Origin of the sequence: Paenibacillus sp. P46E, from assembly GCF_001909095.1 — a bacterium.
In the GTDB taxonomy this organism is placed as follows: domain Bacteria; phylum Bacillota; class Bacilli; order Paenibacillales; family Paenibacillaceae; genus Paenibacillus_AQ; species Paenibacillus_AQ helianthi.
The window spans coordinates 177,612-194,661 of record NZ_LVYZ01000088.1 but is presented as its reverse complement, the minus strand read 5'-3'; the positions used below and the strand labels follow the sequence as shown (position 1 = coordinate 194,661).

18 protein-coding genes are annotated in these 17,050 nt (G+C 50.0%); 3 read left to right on the top strand and 15 right to left on the bottom strand.

The genetic code is table 11. The annotated features are described in order from the left end of the window. Window positions 1-207: 207 nt before the first annotated feature. Complete coding sequence (locus A3849_RS29745) at window positions 208-777, top strand: acetylglutamate kinase (protein WP_372237817.1); 570 nt, start codon at window positions 208-210, stop codon at window positions 775-777. Between the two features lie 30 nt (window positions 778-807). Here the strand turns inward: A3849_RS29745 and A3849_RS29740 are convergent, their stop codons facing one another. From A3849_RS29740 to nirB, 9 genes are all read right to left on the bottom strand, one after another. Next, window positions 808-2,172 carry a sedoheptulokinase gene (locus A3849_RS29740; protein ID WP_083613725.1) on the bottom strand — a complete coding sequence of 455 codons (1,365 nt, stop codon included), beginning with the start codon at window positions 2,170-2,172 and terminating at the stop codon, window positions 808-810. 37 nt (window positions 2,173-2,209) lie between these two features. Then, window positions 2,210-2,695, bottom strand: coding sequence for a VanZ family protein (locus A3849_RS29735; RefSeq protein WP_074114678.1), 486 nt, complete (start codon window positions 2,693-2,695; stop codon window positions 2,210-2,212). Continuing rightward, a complete protein-coding gene (locus A3849_RS29730; protein WP_074114677.1) occupies window positions 2,692-3,570 on the bottom strand; it encodes a M15 family metallopeptidase in 879 nt (292 codons plus the stop codon). The genes A3849_RS29735 and A3849_RS29730 overlap by 4 nt, the downstream gene beginning before the upstream one ends. A gap of 105 nt (window positions 3,571-3,675) precedes the next feature. Continuing rightward, a complete protein-coding gene (locus A3849_RS29725) occupies window positions 3,676-4,770 on the bottom strand; it encodes a HAMP domain-containing sensor histidine kinase (protein ID WP_074114688.1) in 1,095 nt (364 codons plus the stop codon). Then, a complete protein-coding gene (locus A3849_RS29720) occupies window positions 4,763-5,452 on the bottom strand; it encodes a response regulator transcription factor (RefSeq protein ID WP_074114676.1) in 690 nt (229 codons plus the stop codon). The genes A3849_RS29725 and A3849_RS29720 overlap by 8 nt, the downstream gene beginning before the upstream one ends. A gap of 141 nt (window positions 5,453-5,593) precedes the next feature. Continuing rightward, entirely contained in the window at window positions 5,594-5,911 is a 318-nt protein-coding gene (locus A3849_RS29715; RefSeq protein WP_074114675.1) for an iron-sulfur cluster biosynthesis family protein, read from the bottom strand. A 132-nt stretch (window positions 5,912-6,043) separates the two neighbouring features. Further along, the gene (gene cobA / locus A3849_RS29710; RefSeq protein ID WP_074114674.1) at window positions 6,044-6,811 is read right to left on the bottom strand and encodes a uroporphyrinogen-III C-methyltransferase; all 768 of its coding nucleotides are present in this window, start codon (window positions 6,809-6,811) and stop codon (window positions 6,044-6,046) included. Continuing rightward, window positions 6,808-7,131, bottom strand: a complete 324-nt coding sequence (gene nirD, locus A3849_RS29705) for a nitrite reductase small subunit NirD (protein WP_074114687.1) — start codon at window positions 7,129-7,131, stop codon at window positions 6,808-6,810. The genes cobA and nirD overlap by 4 nt, the downstream gene beginning before the upstream one ends. 2 nt (window positions 7,132-7,133) lie before the next feature. Further along, the gene (nirB, locus tag A3849_RS29700; RefSeq protein ID WP_074114673.1) at window positions 7,134-9,581 is read right to left on the bottom strand and encodes a nitrite reductase large subunit NirB; all 2,448 of its coding nucleotides are present in this window, start codon (window positions 9,579-9,581) and stop codon (window positions 7,134-7,136) included. Between the two features lie 333 nt (window positions 9,582-9,914). On the opposite strand from nirB, the gene A3849_RS29695 reads away from it, so the two are divergent. Next, window positions 9,915-10,511 carry an ANTAR domain-containing response regulator gene (locus A3849_RS29695; protein WP_074114672.1) on the top strand — a complete coding sequence of 199 codons (597 nt, stop codon included), beginning with the start codon at window positions 9,915-9,917 and terminating at the stop codon, window positions 10,509-10,511. Window positions 10,512-10,516: 5 nt separating this feature from the next. Continuing rightward, on the top strand, window positions 10,517-11,575 hold the full coding sequence (locus A3849_RS29690; protein WP_074114671.1) for an anthranilate phosphoribosyltransferase: 1,059 nt from the start codon (window positions 10,517-10,519) through the stop codon (window positions 11,573-11,575). A gap of 179 nt (window positions 11,576-11,754) precedes the next feature. Here the strand turns inward: A3849_RS29690 and A3849_RS29685 are convergent, their stop codons facing one another. From A3849_RS29685 to A3849_RS29660, 6 genes are all read right to left on the bottom strand, one after another. Beyond that, window positions 11,755-12,249, bottom strand: a complete 495-nt coding sequence (locus A3849_RS29685; protein ID WP_074114670.1) for a DMT family transporter — start codon at window positions 12,247-12,249, stop codon at window positions 11,755-11,757. Then, window positions 12,249-13,004, bottom strand: coding sequence for a Crp/Fnr family transcriptional regulator (locus tag A3849_RS29680; RefSeq protein WP_074114669.1), 756 nt, complete (start codon window positions 13,002-13,004; stop codon window positions 12,249-12,251). Before A3849_RS29680 ends, A3849_RS29685 begins: the two co-directional genes overlap by 1 nt. 14 nt (window positions 13,005-13,018) lie before the next feature. Continuing rightward, window positions 13,019-13,444: a DMT family transporter gene (locus A3849_RS29675; RefSeq protein WP_074114668.1), complete on the bottom strand. Its 426-nt coding sequence runs from the start codon at window positions 13,442-13,444 to the stop codon at window positions 13,019-13,021. A 184-nt stretch (window positions 13,445-13,628) separates the two neighbouring features. Further along, the gene (locus A3849_RS29670; protein WP_074114667.1) at window positions 13,629-14,030 is read right to left on the bottom strand and encodes an NUDIX hydrolase; all 402 of its coding nucleotides are present in this window, start codon (window positions 14,028-14,030) and stop codon (window positions 13,629-13,631) included. Between the two features lie 33 nt (window positions 14,031-14,063). Then, window positions 14,064-16,037, bottom strand: coding sequence for an elongation factor G (locus A3849_RS29665; protein WP_074114666.1), 1,974 nt, complete (start codon window positions 16,035-16,037; stop codon window positions 14,064-14,066). A gap of 9 nt (window positions 16,038-16,046) precedes the next feature. After that, window positions 16,047-17,030, bottom strand: a complete 984-nt coding sequence (locus A3849_RS29660; protein WP_074114665.1) for an aldo/keto reductase — start codon at window positions 17,028-17,030, stop codon at window positions 16,047-16,049. Window positions 17,031-17,050 lie beyond the last annotated feature (20 nt).

Below are 17,050 nucleotides of genomic sequence, written 5' to 3'. Positions count from 1 at the left end.
GTATATATATTTTGTTATGAACCACTTGGGCGGATATACCATAAGATACGGTATACATGATCTTAACCTATGCTTCAGAAGCAAGTTTGTACGAAGCTGGTACAAGGAACATAGGCTAAACGTTAAGGAGGAAATTCCATGCAAAATCACTGGAGACCCTACTTTCCCGCACAGGGATATCCGAATGACATGCACCAACCCTTGGCAATGCACGTGGCGGCGTCGCAGCCGGGATGTCTGAGCAGAGCCCAGGTGGATCTCAACAATCAGATGAGGTCACTCTGGGAACAGCATGTGGCATGGACCCGAATGGCGATTCGCAGCATTGTCTTCTCTTTGCCTGACACAGATGTAACTGTGGCCCGTCTTCTGCAGAACGCGCCAGACATGGGCGATGCGCTTAAACCTTTCTATGGTGCGGCAGCAGGTGATGCGTATGCCCAGCTTATCAATGAGCATTTAGTCATTGCTGCCGACCTGGTTAAAGCTGCAAAAGCCGGGGATCAAACAGCCGCTGCCGCTGCCGAGAAGAAATGGGTTGCTAATGGCGACCAGATTGTGGAGTTCCTCAGCCGCCTCAATCCGTATTTCCCTAAGGAAGAATTCAGACAAATGTTCTATCAGCATCTTGCATTGACAAAAGGGGAAGCAGTAGCTCTGCTCCAAAAGGATTACAAACAAAGTGTTCAGCTGTATGACTCCATCGAAAGGGGAGCATTGGCCATGGCTGATATGCTCACGAATTCGATCATCCGACAGTTCCTGCAGTGCTTCTAATGAATTGCCTCATGTGGGTGAACTGTGACTTCACCCCAAGTATTGACCGGCTTCTTTGAAGCTACCAATGAGCCCAGCGCCAACTGCCGCGCACAAGGCCGCACCGATGGCAGCTTCCTCCGAAGTTGAACTAAGGGTAAGTGGCAGTCCGAACCGCTCTTCCACCTTGGTGCACAGAGCCGGGTTTGCGCGCAGCGCGTTGCCGGAGCCGATCAATCGAGTCCAGTGACTCTCGGAACTCATTTGCTTCATACGATTATAAAAAGCATATAGCTCATCAACCATGCCTTGAAGAAAAGCATGGATCAGCAAGCCCGGAGTGAAATTGTCCAGCGTAATCCCATCTATGCTTCCCCGCACATCAGGATGCAGCCGCGTCCCCAGAAATTGCGGATGTACAGACAATCCTTGAGTGGACGGTTGCCCGTCCCCGAGTAATTTATCCATAAATGTGTACATATCCTCCTGGGTCTCTCCGGTATAGGCCTCTATAAGCTCACGGATAAACTTCTCCAGAAGCGCATAGGATTTCCCGCCGCTCAGCGCGGCTCCGGCCATCAACACACCGCCACCCGGATACGGGCGTGCCTCCAAACCCTCAGCTCCGATGCCCGGATGATTCATCAGAACGGAGAGCTGGCTGCCGGTGCCGATGTTCAGCAGTATCGATTCTTCCGTAAATGGCACACTACCCAGAAAGCTCGCCTGATTATCTCCGAGAGGAGTGAATACCGGAATCCCTTCCCGGGTTAATCCCAACAGCGTTCCGGATGGAGTTACCTTCGGCAACAGGTCTATACTGATACCTAACCCTGCAATGGCTACTTTGTCAAAATCACCCTCAGGGATGCTGTAGCATCCCATTCCTGCAGCTTGGGTGGGATCAACCAGCGGCAACGTCCGCCCGGTAAGTCTCATGGCAACGTAATCGGCAATGGTGCAGATGCTGACTGCTTCTGGTGAAACAAGGTCATGCTGCAGGTTATATAAATGAGTTGCCAGCCCGTAGCCGGGTGCAACCGTATGGCCGGTGCTCTCCTTCAGTTTCTGCGCTACTGTAAATTGATCATCGTAAGGCAGGCCACCTCTGCCATCCTGCCAGGAATACAGCGGGGTCAGATGTTTCCCGGCAGCGTCCGTATACACTATACCGTGCATTTGTCCGGTCAGGCCGATTCCCCGGACCTCCGGTTCCACTGCCGACAAGTTGCTTAGTATACCTTGCACTATATTTAGAATGACTGCGGGATCTTGCAGACGCTCCCATTCCTCCCGGCTGGCACGCAAGTGCGCCGAATTCTTTTCAGTGATAGAGTGCACAGCCCTGCGGTGTTCCAGATCATAGACCAAACCCGTTATGGAGGTCGTTCCTATATCCATTCCGATGATTTTCACATGCTTGCCTCCTATGCTAAATCTGTTGCGTTATTTCTTATGATTTCTTTTGAAGAACAACAGGTTGAGGGTATACCCTGCAAATAGCATATCCAATAAGTCCTCCGAGCACATTAAGAATGAGATCATCCACATCAAAGCTGCCCATGGCCAAGAGAATCTGTGTACATTCCAGAGCTGCACTCCATGCTAAAGAGAATAAAAAAGCAGTGAGGAAGCTTCCTTTGCCCGATAGCCGGATGAAAATTCCCTGCGGAATAAAGAGGGCAATATTCCCGAACAAATTCATGAAATCATTGGGCTGCGAGAGCCGGTCCAGATTGCGGTTGATTGAGACAAAGGGAGTGAAGTTGGCAAATGCCAGCCGGTTCTGAATCATCCCAGGCTCCTCCAGCACACTGTGCAGCTGACGCCAGAGCACTTGGACATCTACGGCTCCATACTTGAACAAAATTATTTTTATTAGCAGGTACACGTATAGAGCATATCCCAGTATCAAAAGTTTCCGGTTCCGTTTCTTCATCTTTTCCCCCATTTGCTCAGTTCTACAGTAACGATTACCCCATCCACGTTGTTTCCTGAAATCTCATAAGGATGTCCCGCCGGCAATTGAACACTGTCAAGCTCCGAACCCGGTACATAGAGAATGAGATATTTTCGGCCCTCGACCGTGACCTTCAGACGTTTCTGTTGTTTCAGATCAGCGAGATATTCCTCCAGCACCAGGTTCTTCTCCTTCATCAGCAGACTGTGCGGCAGTCCGACATATCGGAAATGCCATGCCTCGTATTTAATCCCGGTGATATTTGTCTTGTCTTCAGGATACCTCAGAATAAATCCATAATGACATGCGTTGGCCTGCAGCCAGTCCCCCTCCGGAGAATGTGCTATCTCTCCAAGCGACGACCCGATGTCCAGTGACAACCCTGTGTTATGCTCACTGTGACCCGCAGGAAGCGCGTAATCCGAACCTTTTTCACGATAGAGCTTACGCTGCTCCGCTTGATCCCGGTACCCGCTGCTGATACGAAAATGCTCCACCCCAACCCTGTCAGCCGCTTCAGTCAATTCAGAGAACCGTTCGGTTACGCTCCGGGACAGCTCGATGGATTGATCCAGCAGTGTGAAGCCCTGCCTCAACTCATCATGCTCTGAAAGGGAAACGATATCCGTAGAAACACCATTCGTATGTACGCGATAATTCTTATTAACCAAAATGAGATTTCCCTGGTGAATTTGTGCTTTGTCTATCCTTATGGTGACAGAGTCTTCTGCAGAAGCGGATATTTCTGACGTATGCTCTGTAATGGACGGATTGTGTCCCGGCAGCCCTTCCTTTAGATAAAACCTGAATACGATGACCAGCAAAACAATGCACAAAAAAAGCCACTTCTTCAATGCGAGCATCTCCCTTTATCATGTGTAAGACCAGATTATAGGGAAAAGCTTAAATACAAAGTGGCCTAAAAATTAAATTTTTCTTAAATGAAGCCATAACCCCTATCAAGCATTAAGCGGTAAAGTCACTTTGAAAATGGTACTTGTGATGCTACTCTCTACTGTGATGGTGCCGCCATGGCGCTCGACGATATTTTTGGCAATAAAAAGTCCAAGACCCGTACTGTTCTTATCCGATGTGCGTGCCCGGTCACCCGTATAGAACATATCAAAAAGGAACGGCAGCTCTTCCGGTGGAATGAAATGTCCGTAATTCATGACCTGAACAACCGCATTTCCGTCCTCCGCCCTGCAGTGTATGTCCACATATTGTCCATCCCTGCCGTAGCGCGCCGCGTTGGTCAATAGATTCTCAAAGACACGTGCGAGCAGCTCCCCTTCCGCAGGAATCATCAGCTGTGGCGTAATATGCAGCCTGGAAACCAGTTTGTTCTTCTCAAACAGCGGATATAACTCTTCATTGAGCTGGAACAGCAGCTCGCTTAGATCAATGGGCTTCTTCTCCACAGTAAGCATCCCGTAATTCATACGGGTAATCTCGAACAGCTCTTCAATCAGCTTCTCCAGACGCTGGGATTTGGTATAGGCAATCAGCGTATAATGCCTTGCCTGCTCTGCTGACAGATCCGTGGATTTCAGGATGTAATCCAGATAGCCCAGCACCGACGTCAGCGGTGTGCGGATGTCATGCGCCAGATTCAGCACCAGCTGATCCTTGCTGCTCTCAGCAAAGTCTCCCCTCGCCACAGCCTTTTGCAGCTGTTCACTTGCCCGGTTAATGTCGTCAGCGATAACCTGGAACTCGTCATGGGAGGTAATATCCACGCGGGCGCTGAAATCACCGTTGGCGAGATTGTGGATGCCTGAGGAGATTTTATCAAAATAGGTGGCGTAGCGTTTGGTCAGCAGAAAGAAAAAGAAGATCGCGAGCGGCACAAATAGAATTAGAAAAAAGTTAACATCGCCGACTTTATTCATGAAAACCCGCAAACGTACAATATCGTCTTCTGCCAGGACCTGCTTATGATAGTACATTTGGAGTCCTTTATAAACCAGATAAGTGAAGAGACCCGAGATCAGCATACTGAGTCCGAACAGCATCAGCATACTAGTGCGGAAACTGCGTTGTTGTCTAGCCATTGAATGCATACCCTACTCCCCATACGGTTTTGATGAACTTCTTCGGGTCCTCGCCCAGCTTCTTCCGGAGAGTACGGATATGGACCATCACGGTATTCCCGCTGTCGTAATAGGACTCGCCCCATACCTGTTCAAAGAGATTCTCTGCACTGAACACTTTGTTCGGATGGCTGGCAAGCAGGTGCAAAATATCAAATTCTTTCGGAGTCAGCTCAACGGTCTGCCCATAGATCGTAACCGTGCGCGTTTCCGGGTCAATGATTAGTCCGCCAACCTGCAGGCTGGACAGGGTATCTGCAGCCGGCTGATTCAACTGCATGGCCCGGCGAAGCTGGGCATTGACCCGGGCCACCAGCTCCATCGGGTTGAACGGCTTAGTCATGTAGTCATCCGCGCCAAGAACCAGCCCCGTAATTTTATCCAAATCAGATGCTTTGGCACTCAAAAAAATAATCGGCATGCGGTGCTGCTCACGGATCTGCCGGGTGACCTCATGACCATCCAGCTCAGGCATCATGATATCCAGTATCGCTAAGTCGACCGGCTGGGTTTGCACTATATGCATAGCCGCTCTACCATTCAATGCCTTGACCGTAAGGTAGCCTTCCTTCTCCAGGTGCATGGCAATCAGATCGGCGATCTCCGCCTCATCATCCGCAATTAAGATTGTAATCGGCTTCATTTCATCACAGCCTCCAGTTTCAGATGCCTCCCATTATACTTGAAACTGCCATTCCCCGCACCCTCTGCATCAATCCTCACCCAAACACCAAAAAACCGCTCTAATATAGAGCGATTTGTGGTGTCCCGGGAATCTCCTTAACTACCGGAGATCCTTAACTCTTAGATTGGAGCTGAACAGTCCGGAAGGGCTGGTCAGCTTATAGGAAGGATAATTCTCCTCAGCTTGCAGTGTCATGTTGGAATCAAACAACGATTCCTGCTGGCGGTCACACACGAAGATGAAGGGCTCGTTCTGAATAACGATGTCCGTATCGTTAGGTCTGTCTACAATCTGGATCACCAGAACGCCATTGCAGCCGCAGTCCTCGGTATCATAGAACAACTTAAGATATCCCGGCTTACCACCTAGACTCTCTTCAAGGCGTCCGGTCGTCAATTGGTCGAGTTGAATCTGCATTTCACCGTTCTCTCCTTTGCATCAGTAAAGTACAACACAGTAATCTGTGCAAAGTATAGTCCGTTTGAAGCGCTAAGTCTAGTGATTGCGGTCACTTCAATTATGACACTCCGGTAAAAGGCACACCCGGCTTTAGCCGATCCGGGAGCGTACACTCTTTTGAAGCCCCAGTAGCTGATCTCTTACCGCCACGGATTCACCAATAATGATAAGGGCCGGATTGCTAATCTTCAGTGCGGCAGCGAGCTTATCAATATTCCCCAGCGTTCCTGTCACTATCCGTTCGCGGGCAGTCGTGCCATTCTCGATCAGGGCCGCCGGTGTTGCCGGATTCTTTCCGAACTTCAATAACTGTTGGCGGATGTCACTTAGTGTACTAACACCCATATAAATACCGAGCGTATCTACACTATGGACAAGACCCTCCCAGTGTGCAGCTGAAGCCTGATCATGGCAGCGGTTCCCGGTTACAATCGCAAATGATGCAGCCAACCCGCGGTGAGTCAGCGGAATTCCGGCAGAAGCCGCAGCACCGATGGCCGATGTGATGCCAGGAATGACTTCATAATCGATGCCGGCAGCAGCTGCAGCCAATGCTTCTTCGCCACCTCTCCCGAAGACATAGGGATCTCCTCCCTTTAACCGGACAACATGATTCCCTGCAGAAGCATATTTAATAATTAGCTCCTCAATAGCCTCCTGCGGCATAGAATGATGCCCGGGTGCTTTCCCGACATAGATCCGAAGCGCTTCTGGCTTGCAGTAGCTGAGAATTTCTTCATTCACCAGCCGGTCATAGAGAATGACATCAGCGGTTTGTATTCTGCGCATGGCTTTGATGGTAAGGAGTTCCGGGTCACCGGGACCTGCTCCGACTATTGACACACTTCCCTGGATCATAGGCTTCCCTCCAGAGTTAAATAGATGGAACCGCTGCTCCTGTCCACTTCTACCTCATAAGTAACTACATGACCATGATCCGGCGCCTGCACAGCCCCGCTGTGCAGGTCAATCCGCCAATCATGCAGCGGACAGTGCACCTTGGAACCACAGACCATTCCTTCCGATAAGACTCCTCCTTTATGCGGACATTTGTTCTCTACAGCAAGGACTTCTCCATCCGACAGGCGGAACAGTGCGATTTCTTTGTCCCCCATTCTGACGATACGGGAGCCTTTCACATCAATATCGGTCTCCTTGCCCACCAGTATTTTGGTCATTGTCATATGGCTTCCCCCTCCAATACCGTCTTCATCTCAGACAGTTGCTCGAAATTTTTACGCAGCTCCGGTTCATTCACGATTTGCTTCCAAGGATCGGTGGTAAGACTGAGCGCAGTCTGGATTCTCTCCTGAAGGGCAAGGCGGTCCTCCCGTACCTCAAGTGCCGCTTTGATACTGTCCAGACCTACCCGTTCAACCCATTGCGCGGTCCGCTCATTCCATCCGGCATTCTCCCGGTAATATTGCAGGAAAGCGCTGGCCCACTCCATGACCTCATCATCGGTTTTGACCACACAGAGCAGGTCGGTTGCCCGCACATGCACACCGCCATTTCCTCCAATGTGCAGTTCCCATCCGCCATCAATCGCTACTACGCCAAAATCCTTAATCGTAGCTTCCGCACAATTGCGGGGACAGCCTGATACTGCAAGCTTCACCTTACCCGGTGTGTTCAGCCGTTCAAATGCTTTCTCAAGCTTGATTCCCATGCCCATGGCATCCTGGGTTCCGAACCGGCAAAAGGTGGAGCCCACGCAGGTTTTGACCGTACGCAGTGTCTTTCCGTATGCGTGTCCTGAAGGCATATCCAGTTCTTCCCACATCTTAGGCAAATCTTCTTTTTTAACTCCGAGCAGATCCAGTCTTTGACCACCGGTAAACTTCACCAGAGGAACATCAAATTTGGCAGCAACCTCGGCGATCTTCATAAGTTCAGCCGGTGAGGTTACCCCACCGTAGATTCGGGGAACAACGGAATACGTTCCATCTTTCTGGATATTGGCATGATAACGTTCGTTAGTAATACGGGATTCCTTTTCATCCACATATTCTTCCGGCCACAGCATTCCCAAATAGTAATTCAGTGAAGGACGGCATTTGGGACAGCCCTCTTCGTTATTCCATTCCAGGACATTCATGACTTCCTTGACGGTCTTCAGCTCCATGCGCTTGATTTCCGCGACAATCTCGTCACGTCCCAAGGTTGTGCAGCCGCAAATCCCTTCCTTAACCATTACAACATTATCTCCGGCATATAATTGAAGAAGTCCCTCCACCAGGGGTTTGCAGCCGCCGCAGGATGCGGAGGCTTTGGTGCAGGCCTTGATCTGGCCTACGCTTGTACAGCCACCGGATTGAATGGCTTCGGCAATGGCTCCTTTGGAAACGCCGTTGCAGCCGCAAATAATTTCATCATCGGCCATCCCTTCAAGCCGGTTTCCTTTGGGAGAAGCCAGCGCATCTGAGGATATGCCAAGTAGCAGCTCTTTTTCTTTTCCTTTAATATTCTCACCGTTCTTTATCATGGAGAAGAGCTGTGCTCCATCACCAGTGTCACCGAATAATACCGCGCCGACCAGTTTGTCATCCTCAATAACCAGCTTCTTGTAAACCCCGTCGATCTCGTCCTGATATCTAAGCGCCCGGGTACCGGGCCGTTCTATGAACTGGCCTGCCGAGAATACATCGACACCGGACACCTTCAGTTTGCTCGAGGTTATAGAGCCGGAATAACCCTCCGTGGCGACCTGCGCCAGTCTTTTGGCAAGAACCGCACCTTGTTCGTACAGTGGAGCCACAAGCCCATAAGCGATTCCTCTATGCTCGGCACATTCGCCTACGGCGTAGATTCCAGGAATGTTGGTCTCCATAAAATCATTGACGATGATGCCCCGGTTAATCTCTACGCCGCTCTTCTGCGCCAGTTCAACATTGGGTTTGATTCCCACTGCCATAACGATCAGATCCGCCTCGGTAACCTCACCGTCTGTGAACAACAGGCTTTTGACTCTCTTTTTGCCGAGAATCGCTTCGGACTGCTTGCTCAGCAGGAACTTCATCCCCTGCTCTTCCAGCTCCTTGCGGAGCATGATCGAAGCCGGTTCATCTAACTGGCGTTCCATGATATAGGGATGAATGTGGACAACGGATACTTCCATTCCCAAATGCAGCAAGCCTCTGGCCGCTTCCAGTCCCAGCAGCCCCCCGCCGATCACCACAGCTTTACGGTGCGTTTGTGAGGTTTCCTGCATCATCTGACAATCCTTGATGTCGCGGAAAGCGATTACGCCTTCCTTATCTGCTCCCGGAAGCGGCAGCATAAACGGATTAGAGCCAGTAGCCAGAATCAGCTCATCATATGGCAGCACCACCCCTTGATCTGAGAATACTTTGCGCTGCACTGTATCGATTTTTGTAATGGTGTGACCCATATATAAACGGATCCCGTGGCTGTGATACCACTCCAGATCATTGATAACGATTTCTTCCATGCTGCTCCCGCCTGCCAGGACAGAGGACAGCATAATCCGGTTATAATTCGGATGCGGTTCGGAGCCGAAGATAGTAATCTCGTATGCCTCCGGTGATAATTTTAATAAATGCTCGATGGCCCGTACCCCCGCCATTCCGTTGCCCACCAATACGAGTTTTTTACGAATATCTGACATCTGTATCTCTCCTCTCCATGTGAGCAACAGAAAAAGCCCGCCTCACTCCGCACGGAAACATACATCTTCCGATTGCAAAAAGTGAAACAGGCGCCATTGCCGCTTCAAGCGAATACATCGTTGTATTCGTAGACTTGATGAATTTGTTAAAACGACTATACTACAGGAGCTCTAATTACGTCAATATTGTTAACACATAAATTTTGAAAATTTAAATTTATCGACAAAACGACCTTTTCTGTGTTATATAATATTACATCATCTATCTTTCGTGGCTGCGCTGCTGCTGGTTCATGACAACCGGTGACTACGATATAAAAGGAGCGTCAAACTATGCATTCCCTGTTGATTATTCAGAATAACAAGACAGAGAACGTCACAGAAGAGCGTTCAACAACAGGCCCGGATACCCTGCTTCGTTCCTGCGGCTATGTGGTCTCAGCGGCAGCTTCACCAGAAGAGGCGATGTTGATGATCCGAGATGCGGATGCCTCCATCCTCGATCTGCCCGTTACAGAGATCAACACCTGGAGAGCATCGCTGATGCAGTGCAAAACGGCTCCCATTCTATGGTGGTGCACCTCATCAACTTCAACCTTATCCGCCGCTGCCTGTGAAGAAAATATTATGGTAGACGGAATCTTGTCCCCCGCCATGCAGCCTCAGGAAATCCATTGGATTCTTCATTTCAGCGCCAGACAATGCTTCGAGCGCCAGCAATGGTTGAAGGAGCGGGAGCAGCTTCTATCACGGATCGAGGAGCGCAAATGGATTGATATGGCCAAAGGCATCCTCTCCAAGGCCAAAAATATCAGTGAATCTGAAGCCTATGATCTTCTTCGTAAGCAAGCTATGAATGAACGTAAACGAATGGTTGATGTAGCGACTTCTATCGTCAAGGTGTATCAGCTGCTGCAGGATCAAACTTAAGGAGAATCCATATGATTAATATTCTAAAAGAAGTCGCCCGGGGCAAACGAGGTGCCCGGGACTTAAGCTACATTGAAGCGGAAGCCGCAGCGGAGTCCATACTGAAACAGACGGCTTCTCCCGTCCAGATCGGTGCCTTTTTGATCGCAGAGCGCATCAAGCTGGAGAGTATTGAAGAGCTGGAGGCTTTTGTGGCGGTCTGCCGGAAATATGCCCACCGTGAACCGGTTCAACAGGGATTGGATTGCGCAGGACCTTATGACGGCCGTATAAAATCCTTTGCCGCCACCTTTCCGACCTCTTTTGTCTTAGCTGCAGCCGGGCTTCCTGTCACGCTTCACGGTTCAGCTTCCTTACCGCCTAAATGGGGAATCACCCTGCAGGATATCATTCAGGAAACCGGGATTGACGTCGGTTCGCTTAGCAAGTCTGAAGTGATTGATTCTGCCGGTAAGAGCGGTGTGCTGTTCGTGGATTCAGAAAAGTGGTGTCCACCCTTAGCAGACATTCGTAATCTCCGCGAGGATATAGGGATGCGTACCATTTTTAACACGGTAGAAAAGCTGATTGACTATTCCTGCTCGCCTTACATTGTATTTGGAATTTATCACAACACAGTCTTTGACCGTATTTCCAGAATCATTATTAAACTTGGATACCGTAAAGGCTTAGTCGTACAAGGTACCGAAGGGTCAGAGGATTTATATATCGACCGCTCTAACCGGGTATATACCGTTTCCGGCGGCACAGCGCAACTGGATATTATCGATCCGGAGTCGCTCGGCCTGGAAACGCCGGTGCCGGAAATGGACTGGACCTCCCGGCTTCAGCTGTTGACGGCGGAAGCGGTGCTCCAAGGCGGCGGCCACATTGCTTTTTACAATCAGGTGCTGCTCAATGCGGCAGTGCGGCTGCATCTGGCCGAAAGGGTCAATTCGATTGAGGAAGGCGTCTACACCTGTAAGCATTTGCTGGATAACGGTGAGGCATGGGCAGTATATCAGCAATGGAAACACTCACTCCTGGGCAGTAAGGCTCCGTCAGGGTCCAGCCTATCCATATAAGTGTAAAAAAGCGCGTATCCGAGCCTTCACGGATACGCGCTTTTTGTTCAAAGATAAGAATTTATATGTTTCACGCTATAAATTATCCTTCTCTTTCCCGCTGAAACGGTGCCGTCCTTAAAAAGGGATGGCAAAGCCGTTTCTGCTTGGATTGTTGATATCGCATGTTTTGTGAAATCTCACTTCAGATTCAAGGCCTGTTGCGGCTTGCCGGACGAAGGTTCGCTATCCGATTCACGCGTTTGGCCTAACTTGAACACCAGAATTCCCCCAACAATGACTAACACACCAATCAGCTTATTGATAGAGAACGGCACCTTCTCCAAGCCTAGCCAACCCAGTGAATCCCACAGAAGCGCAAAGCCGAGCTGTGAAGTAAGCACGATGGAAATCGCATAAGTAGGTCCGAGCAGCCGGGTAGCCTGTACCAGACAGATGACTACGCCAACACCGATCATACCGCTGAACCAATACCAGGGCTGCATATGCTGCAGGGTGAACATGTTGGTACCTTCCATGATTACTCCCATCAGCAGTGATGCGACAAATCCCATACCTAAAACCAAAGTTGTAGTAGACCAGGAGCCGGTATGCTCATTTACTTTACTGTTAAAAATATTCTGCAGACTCACCAGTGAGCCGGCTATTAGTGCAAGCAGGATTCCTATTAACATTATTTACTCACTCCATTCCCTTTGTGAACGTTACTTTCCATCGATATGACTCCATTCGGCTCATAGATGTTACGGCTCGCCAGAGCACTAAGTCCTGCCTTATCCTTCACCTGAATATGTCCGTTATTCCGTTCAATAAGACCATCCAGACAAAGCTTATAGATGACCCGGTTCAGATGTCTGTAACTCGTACCAATGAAATTGGCGGTATCTGTCAGGTTGATCGTATTCAGTTGCCCCATAAAGTTGGGGTCGGATTCATCATAGGAGATGGACAGTAAATAACAGGCAAGTCTTACCTCCACCGGATGCATCAGATTGAGGCTCAGAAAATTGGATTTGCGGTAGAACTTCTGGGTGATAATCTCCAGTAAAAAATGCAGCAGCGGCGGATGATCCTTACCGTATCTATTCAGCCAGCGGTATTCTATGCCAAGCATATGCACCGGAGACACGGCCTCTACCGTGTTGATCCATTCCGTGTGTTGAATGTATTCCACATCGCCGATCAGCTCCAGCGGAGTTTTGAATGAAATGATCAGCGTCTTTCCTTCAGGTGTGGTGGTGTAGATTTTCAGCTTCCCTTTGACCAGAACATACAAATATTGAGAAGGGTCCCCTTTGGAGCAAATATGTTCCCCTTGTTCAAAGCTGTACAGATGCAAATGTTCCTTCAGCGGTTCATTGAAAATAGATTCCAGAGAATGTGCCGCGATATATCCCTCAAGCTGCTCCGAATCCAGAATTTCTTTCATGGTCTGCACCGCCCTTAGAATTTCAAAATAACTACACCGGCAATCATCATACCAATCCCGATAAACTGCGGCAGCCTCATCTTCTGCTTCACCACACCAAACCACCCGTTAATATCAATCACAAAGGTCAGGCAGAGCTGGGCGATCAGCAGAGCTGAAATTGTCAGCGTAACGCCAATGCCTTGAATCGCCGTAACTTCGCTGTAAATGACAAATGCAGCCAGCGCTCCGCCTATCAGATATAAAGGTTTGACCTGTTTGAAGCCCTGCTTCTTCGCATCCCGCACGAACAGCAGGATCATCAGCGCCATCAGGAATCCGGTGAACTGCGTGATAGTTGCGGCCTGCCAGGTGCCGATGTCCTGACTAATCCGCGCATTAGCCACCCCTTGCAAGGTAATACAGGCCCCGCCGATAAATGCAAAAATAATCCCTTTCATAACTTCTCTCCTCTGTCTTCATCTCTGTATTTATTAAAAGACATATTCCCCATTAACGGAAGGACATATGTCCTGAACAACTAATTTCGTACGTCAGGATTACACTCCAAAACAATATAAAGCCCGCCTCAAGCCGACAATGGCTCAAAACGGGCTGGAACTAACAGTAGGCAGCTGTAAAATATTAATCCAACAGCTTCATCTCATGGAGCTGGTCAAAAATGATCCTGCTGACGGCCGATACCCGCTCCCGGTCTTCATAGGCAAGCCAGGCAAGCTCGGCAATCTCCGCGGCCGGAGCCAATTCCCCGGTATAGCCGGCAGTAAAACAGGTCATCTTCACCTGTATTCCCTCTGCTTTGCCATGTGCCGGCGCTTCATAAGTACCAAATGGTATCACTGTGTCCGGAAGGATATCGACAGACACCTCTTCCTTCACTTCCCGGATCAGCGTTTTTGCATCCGTTTCACCGGATTCTCTTTTTCCTCCGGGAAAATAATAAGTATCCTTACCATGGGAGCGCGCCCCCAGAACACGCCCTTCCCGGATCAGAATCCAGGCAACCTTATCGATAATTTCACTCATAACCCAAGTTCCTCCTCAGCTTGTCCCCGCATTTCAGCTGACGGGCAGGTAATCATTATGGATGTGCATATGCTCTTGTGCTTTATCCCAAGGGACCGGGTAGGCTTGCCCTTTAGAACAAAATATAGAGGAGGAAGGATACGCCGGATCGGCATCCTTATTGTAATTTTTGAGGGCAATCACAGTTGTTGTCTGGTGGCAAGGCTGGTACTCGGTGACTTTCAGCGATAATGCACCCTTCCCTTGCGTCATGGAAGCCAGCCGCACTGCGTAATTCATGAACGTGGCTACCAGCACCTTGCCTGTAATCACTGCTTTGCTTTCGGTCATCTCCGGTGGGACAAAAATGCCGCTTGCCTGTTGTATATCTGTCATTACTTTACCCAGATGCCCGGGGTCTATGCTGATTTTGAAGTCATAGACCGGCTCGAGCAGGATATTCTCTGCCTGCTCCAGTCCCTGACGCAAAGCACGCAACGCCGCCTCCCTGAAATCTCCACCATGAGTATGCTTGTTGTGTGCTCTACCGCTGAGTAGGGTCATTCGCAGATCAGTGAGTGGAGAACCCGTAAGCAGACCGTGGTGTCCGCTCTCCAGCAGAACCTGCCCGATTTGGTGCTGGTAACCCACTGCCAGATCATCAGGATGACATTCGTTGATGAAGTTCAGTCCGCTGCCCCGTTCGCCCGGCTCAAGCTTCAGCAGAACCTCTGCATAGTGCTTCAGCGGTTCAAAATGTCCGCAGCCATAAACCGCTGAAGCAATCGTCTCCTTGTATAGAATCTCTGGCGGTCCAAAAGCTACCGGGATCATGAATCGTTCGCCCATAATCTGTTCTAGAATCTCAAGCTGAATCTGGCCCATCACTTGGATATGCAGCTCCTGAAGCGTCACATCCCAGTTCACATTTAGTGACGGGTCCTCTGCGCCGAGCATTTGAAAGGCATTCAGAACTTCCTTCAAATGAACCGGAGGCTCGAACAGGACCTTAGACTTCAGCGTGGGAACCAGTTCACTGTCTCTTCTGTCCTGCAAAGAACCAACACCATCTCCAGGCTTCACCTTCGACAGTCCAATGACAGCAAACAGCTCACCTGCTGCTGCCCAATCCACAGTAGTATGTTTCAGGCCATTTATTCTGCGGATTCCGGTAATCCGCTCGGGTTCATCATCTTCAGCAGGCCCGCTGGCCAACTCTTCTCTGACTTTGAGCACCCCTTGCAGCGCTTTGATATAGGTGATGCGGGTCCCTTTGTCATCGTGGCGGATCTTATACACTCTCCCTGCAAAAGGGCCGTTGGCATCATAATCGGTTGCCGTCAGGTATTCCAGCTTATCCAGAAAAGAATCGATTCCGAGATCCAGCAAAGCAGAGCCTTGCATGCAAGGGAATATCTTGCCTTCCCTGACCATGGACCTCATCGCTTCCTGCCAATCCGGTTCACGCATGGACCCCTCGAAATAAGCATCCAGTATACGTTCATCGCGTTCAGCCAGGCAGACCTTCAACTCCTCTGGCAATGCAGTATCATCCCATTCCGGGAGAAGCAGCGCCCCATCGCTAAGCTGAGCGTGGATTTCTTCATACACACGCTGCGGATCAGCACCGGTGCGGTCGGTTTTATTAATAAAAAAGAAGGTTGGAATCCCATGCCTGCGCAGCAGCTGCCATACCGTTTCCGTATGGCCTTCCACGCCTTCAACAGCGCTAACAATTACTACTGCATAGTCCAGCACCTGCAGCGCACGTTCCATTTCCGGCGAGAAATCGACATGACCCGGCGTATCCAGCAGAAAGTACCGCGTGTCCCCGCGCACAAACTCCGCCTGGTCGGCAAACACCGTAATCCCGCGAGTCTTTTCAATCTCATGGGTATCCAAAAAAGTATCCTTATGATCTACTCTGCCACGGTTGCGGATGGCCTGAGTATGATAGAGCAGCTGCTCGGCAAACGTCGTTTTACCGGCGTCGACATGCGCCAGCAGTCCAATGGTTACATTCTTCATAGAGTAGGGCTATACACCTCCACGGATATGCGGTGCAACTTCAGTCTTGTAAAAAGCGCTTAGCCGCTCCATTTCAACGTTGCTGAAGGATGGAACCTCAAAGGAAGCGAGATTATCTATAACCTGGGCTTCATTCTTGAAGCCAGGAATTACGCAGCTGACCGCTGGATGATCCAGAATCCAGCGTATAGCCGCTCTGGCCATGCTGCCGCGTCCTTCCACAATCCATTCAAGTTCCCGCGCCAGCTCGACACCTTTTGCGAAAGGCAGTCCGGCGAAGGTTTCCCCCACATTGAACTGCTCACCGTTGGCATTGAAATTCCGGTGATCATTCGCAGCAAAGGTGCTGTTTTCCTTAAACTTACCAGTCAACAGTCCGCTGGCCAGCGGCAGCCGCACCAGGATTCCGGCCCCTGCAGCATCTGCGCGGGGCAGAAGCGTAAGTGCCGGCTGCTGGCGGAACAAATTGAAGATGATCTGCAACGCTTCTACACCAGGATATTCCAGACTAAGCAGTCCTTCTTCGATGGTCTCTACACTGACTCCGTAATGGCGGATTTTACCGTCAGCCTTCAGCTTGTCCAGCACCCTGAACACGCTTCCGTCCCGCAGGATCTCAATGGGCGGACAATGGATCTGGTACAGATCAATAGTCTCCCTATTCAGACGGCGCAGACTCTGCTCACAGTAATTGCTTACCTTCTGCTCCGAATAGGTCTCCGGATCATGGATGTCACCCGCCCGGCAAAATTTGGTGGCGATATGGATCTCATCCTCTTTGCCTTTGGTTGCCTTCGCGAGAAGCTCTTCGGCATGGCCGGAGCCATACACATCGGCAGTATCAAAGAAATTGACACCCTGCTCTATCGCCAGCTCCAGCCCCTTGAGACCATCCTCATCCCGGCTCACACCCCAATCCCCGCCAATGGCCCATGTACCGAAGCTGACTTCACTTATAGATAGACCTGTTTTGCCCAGTTTGCGGTAGTTCATATGATTAGCCTCCCGTTCTA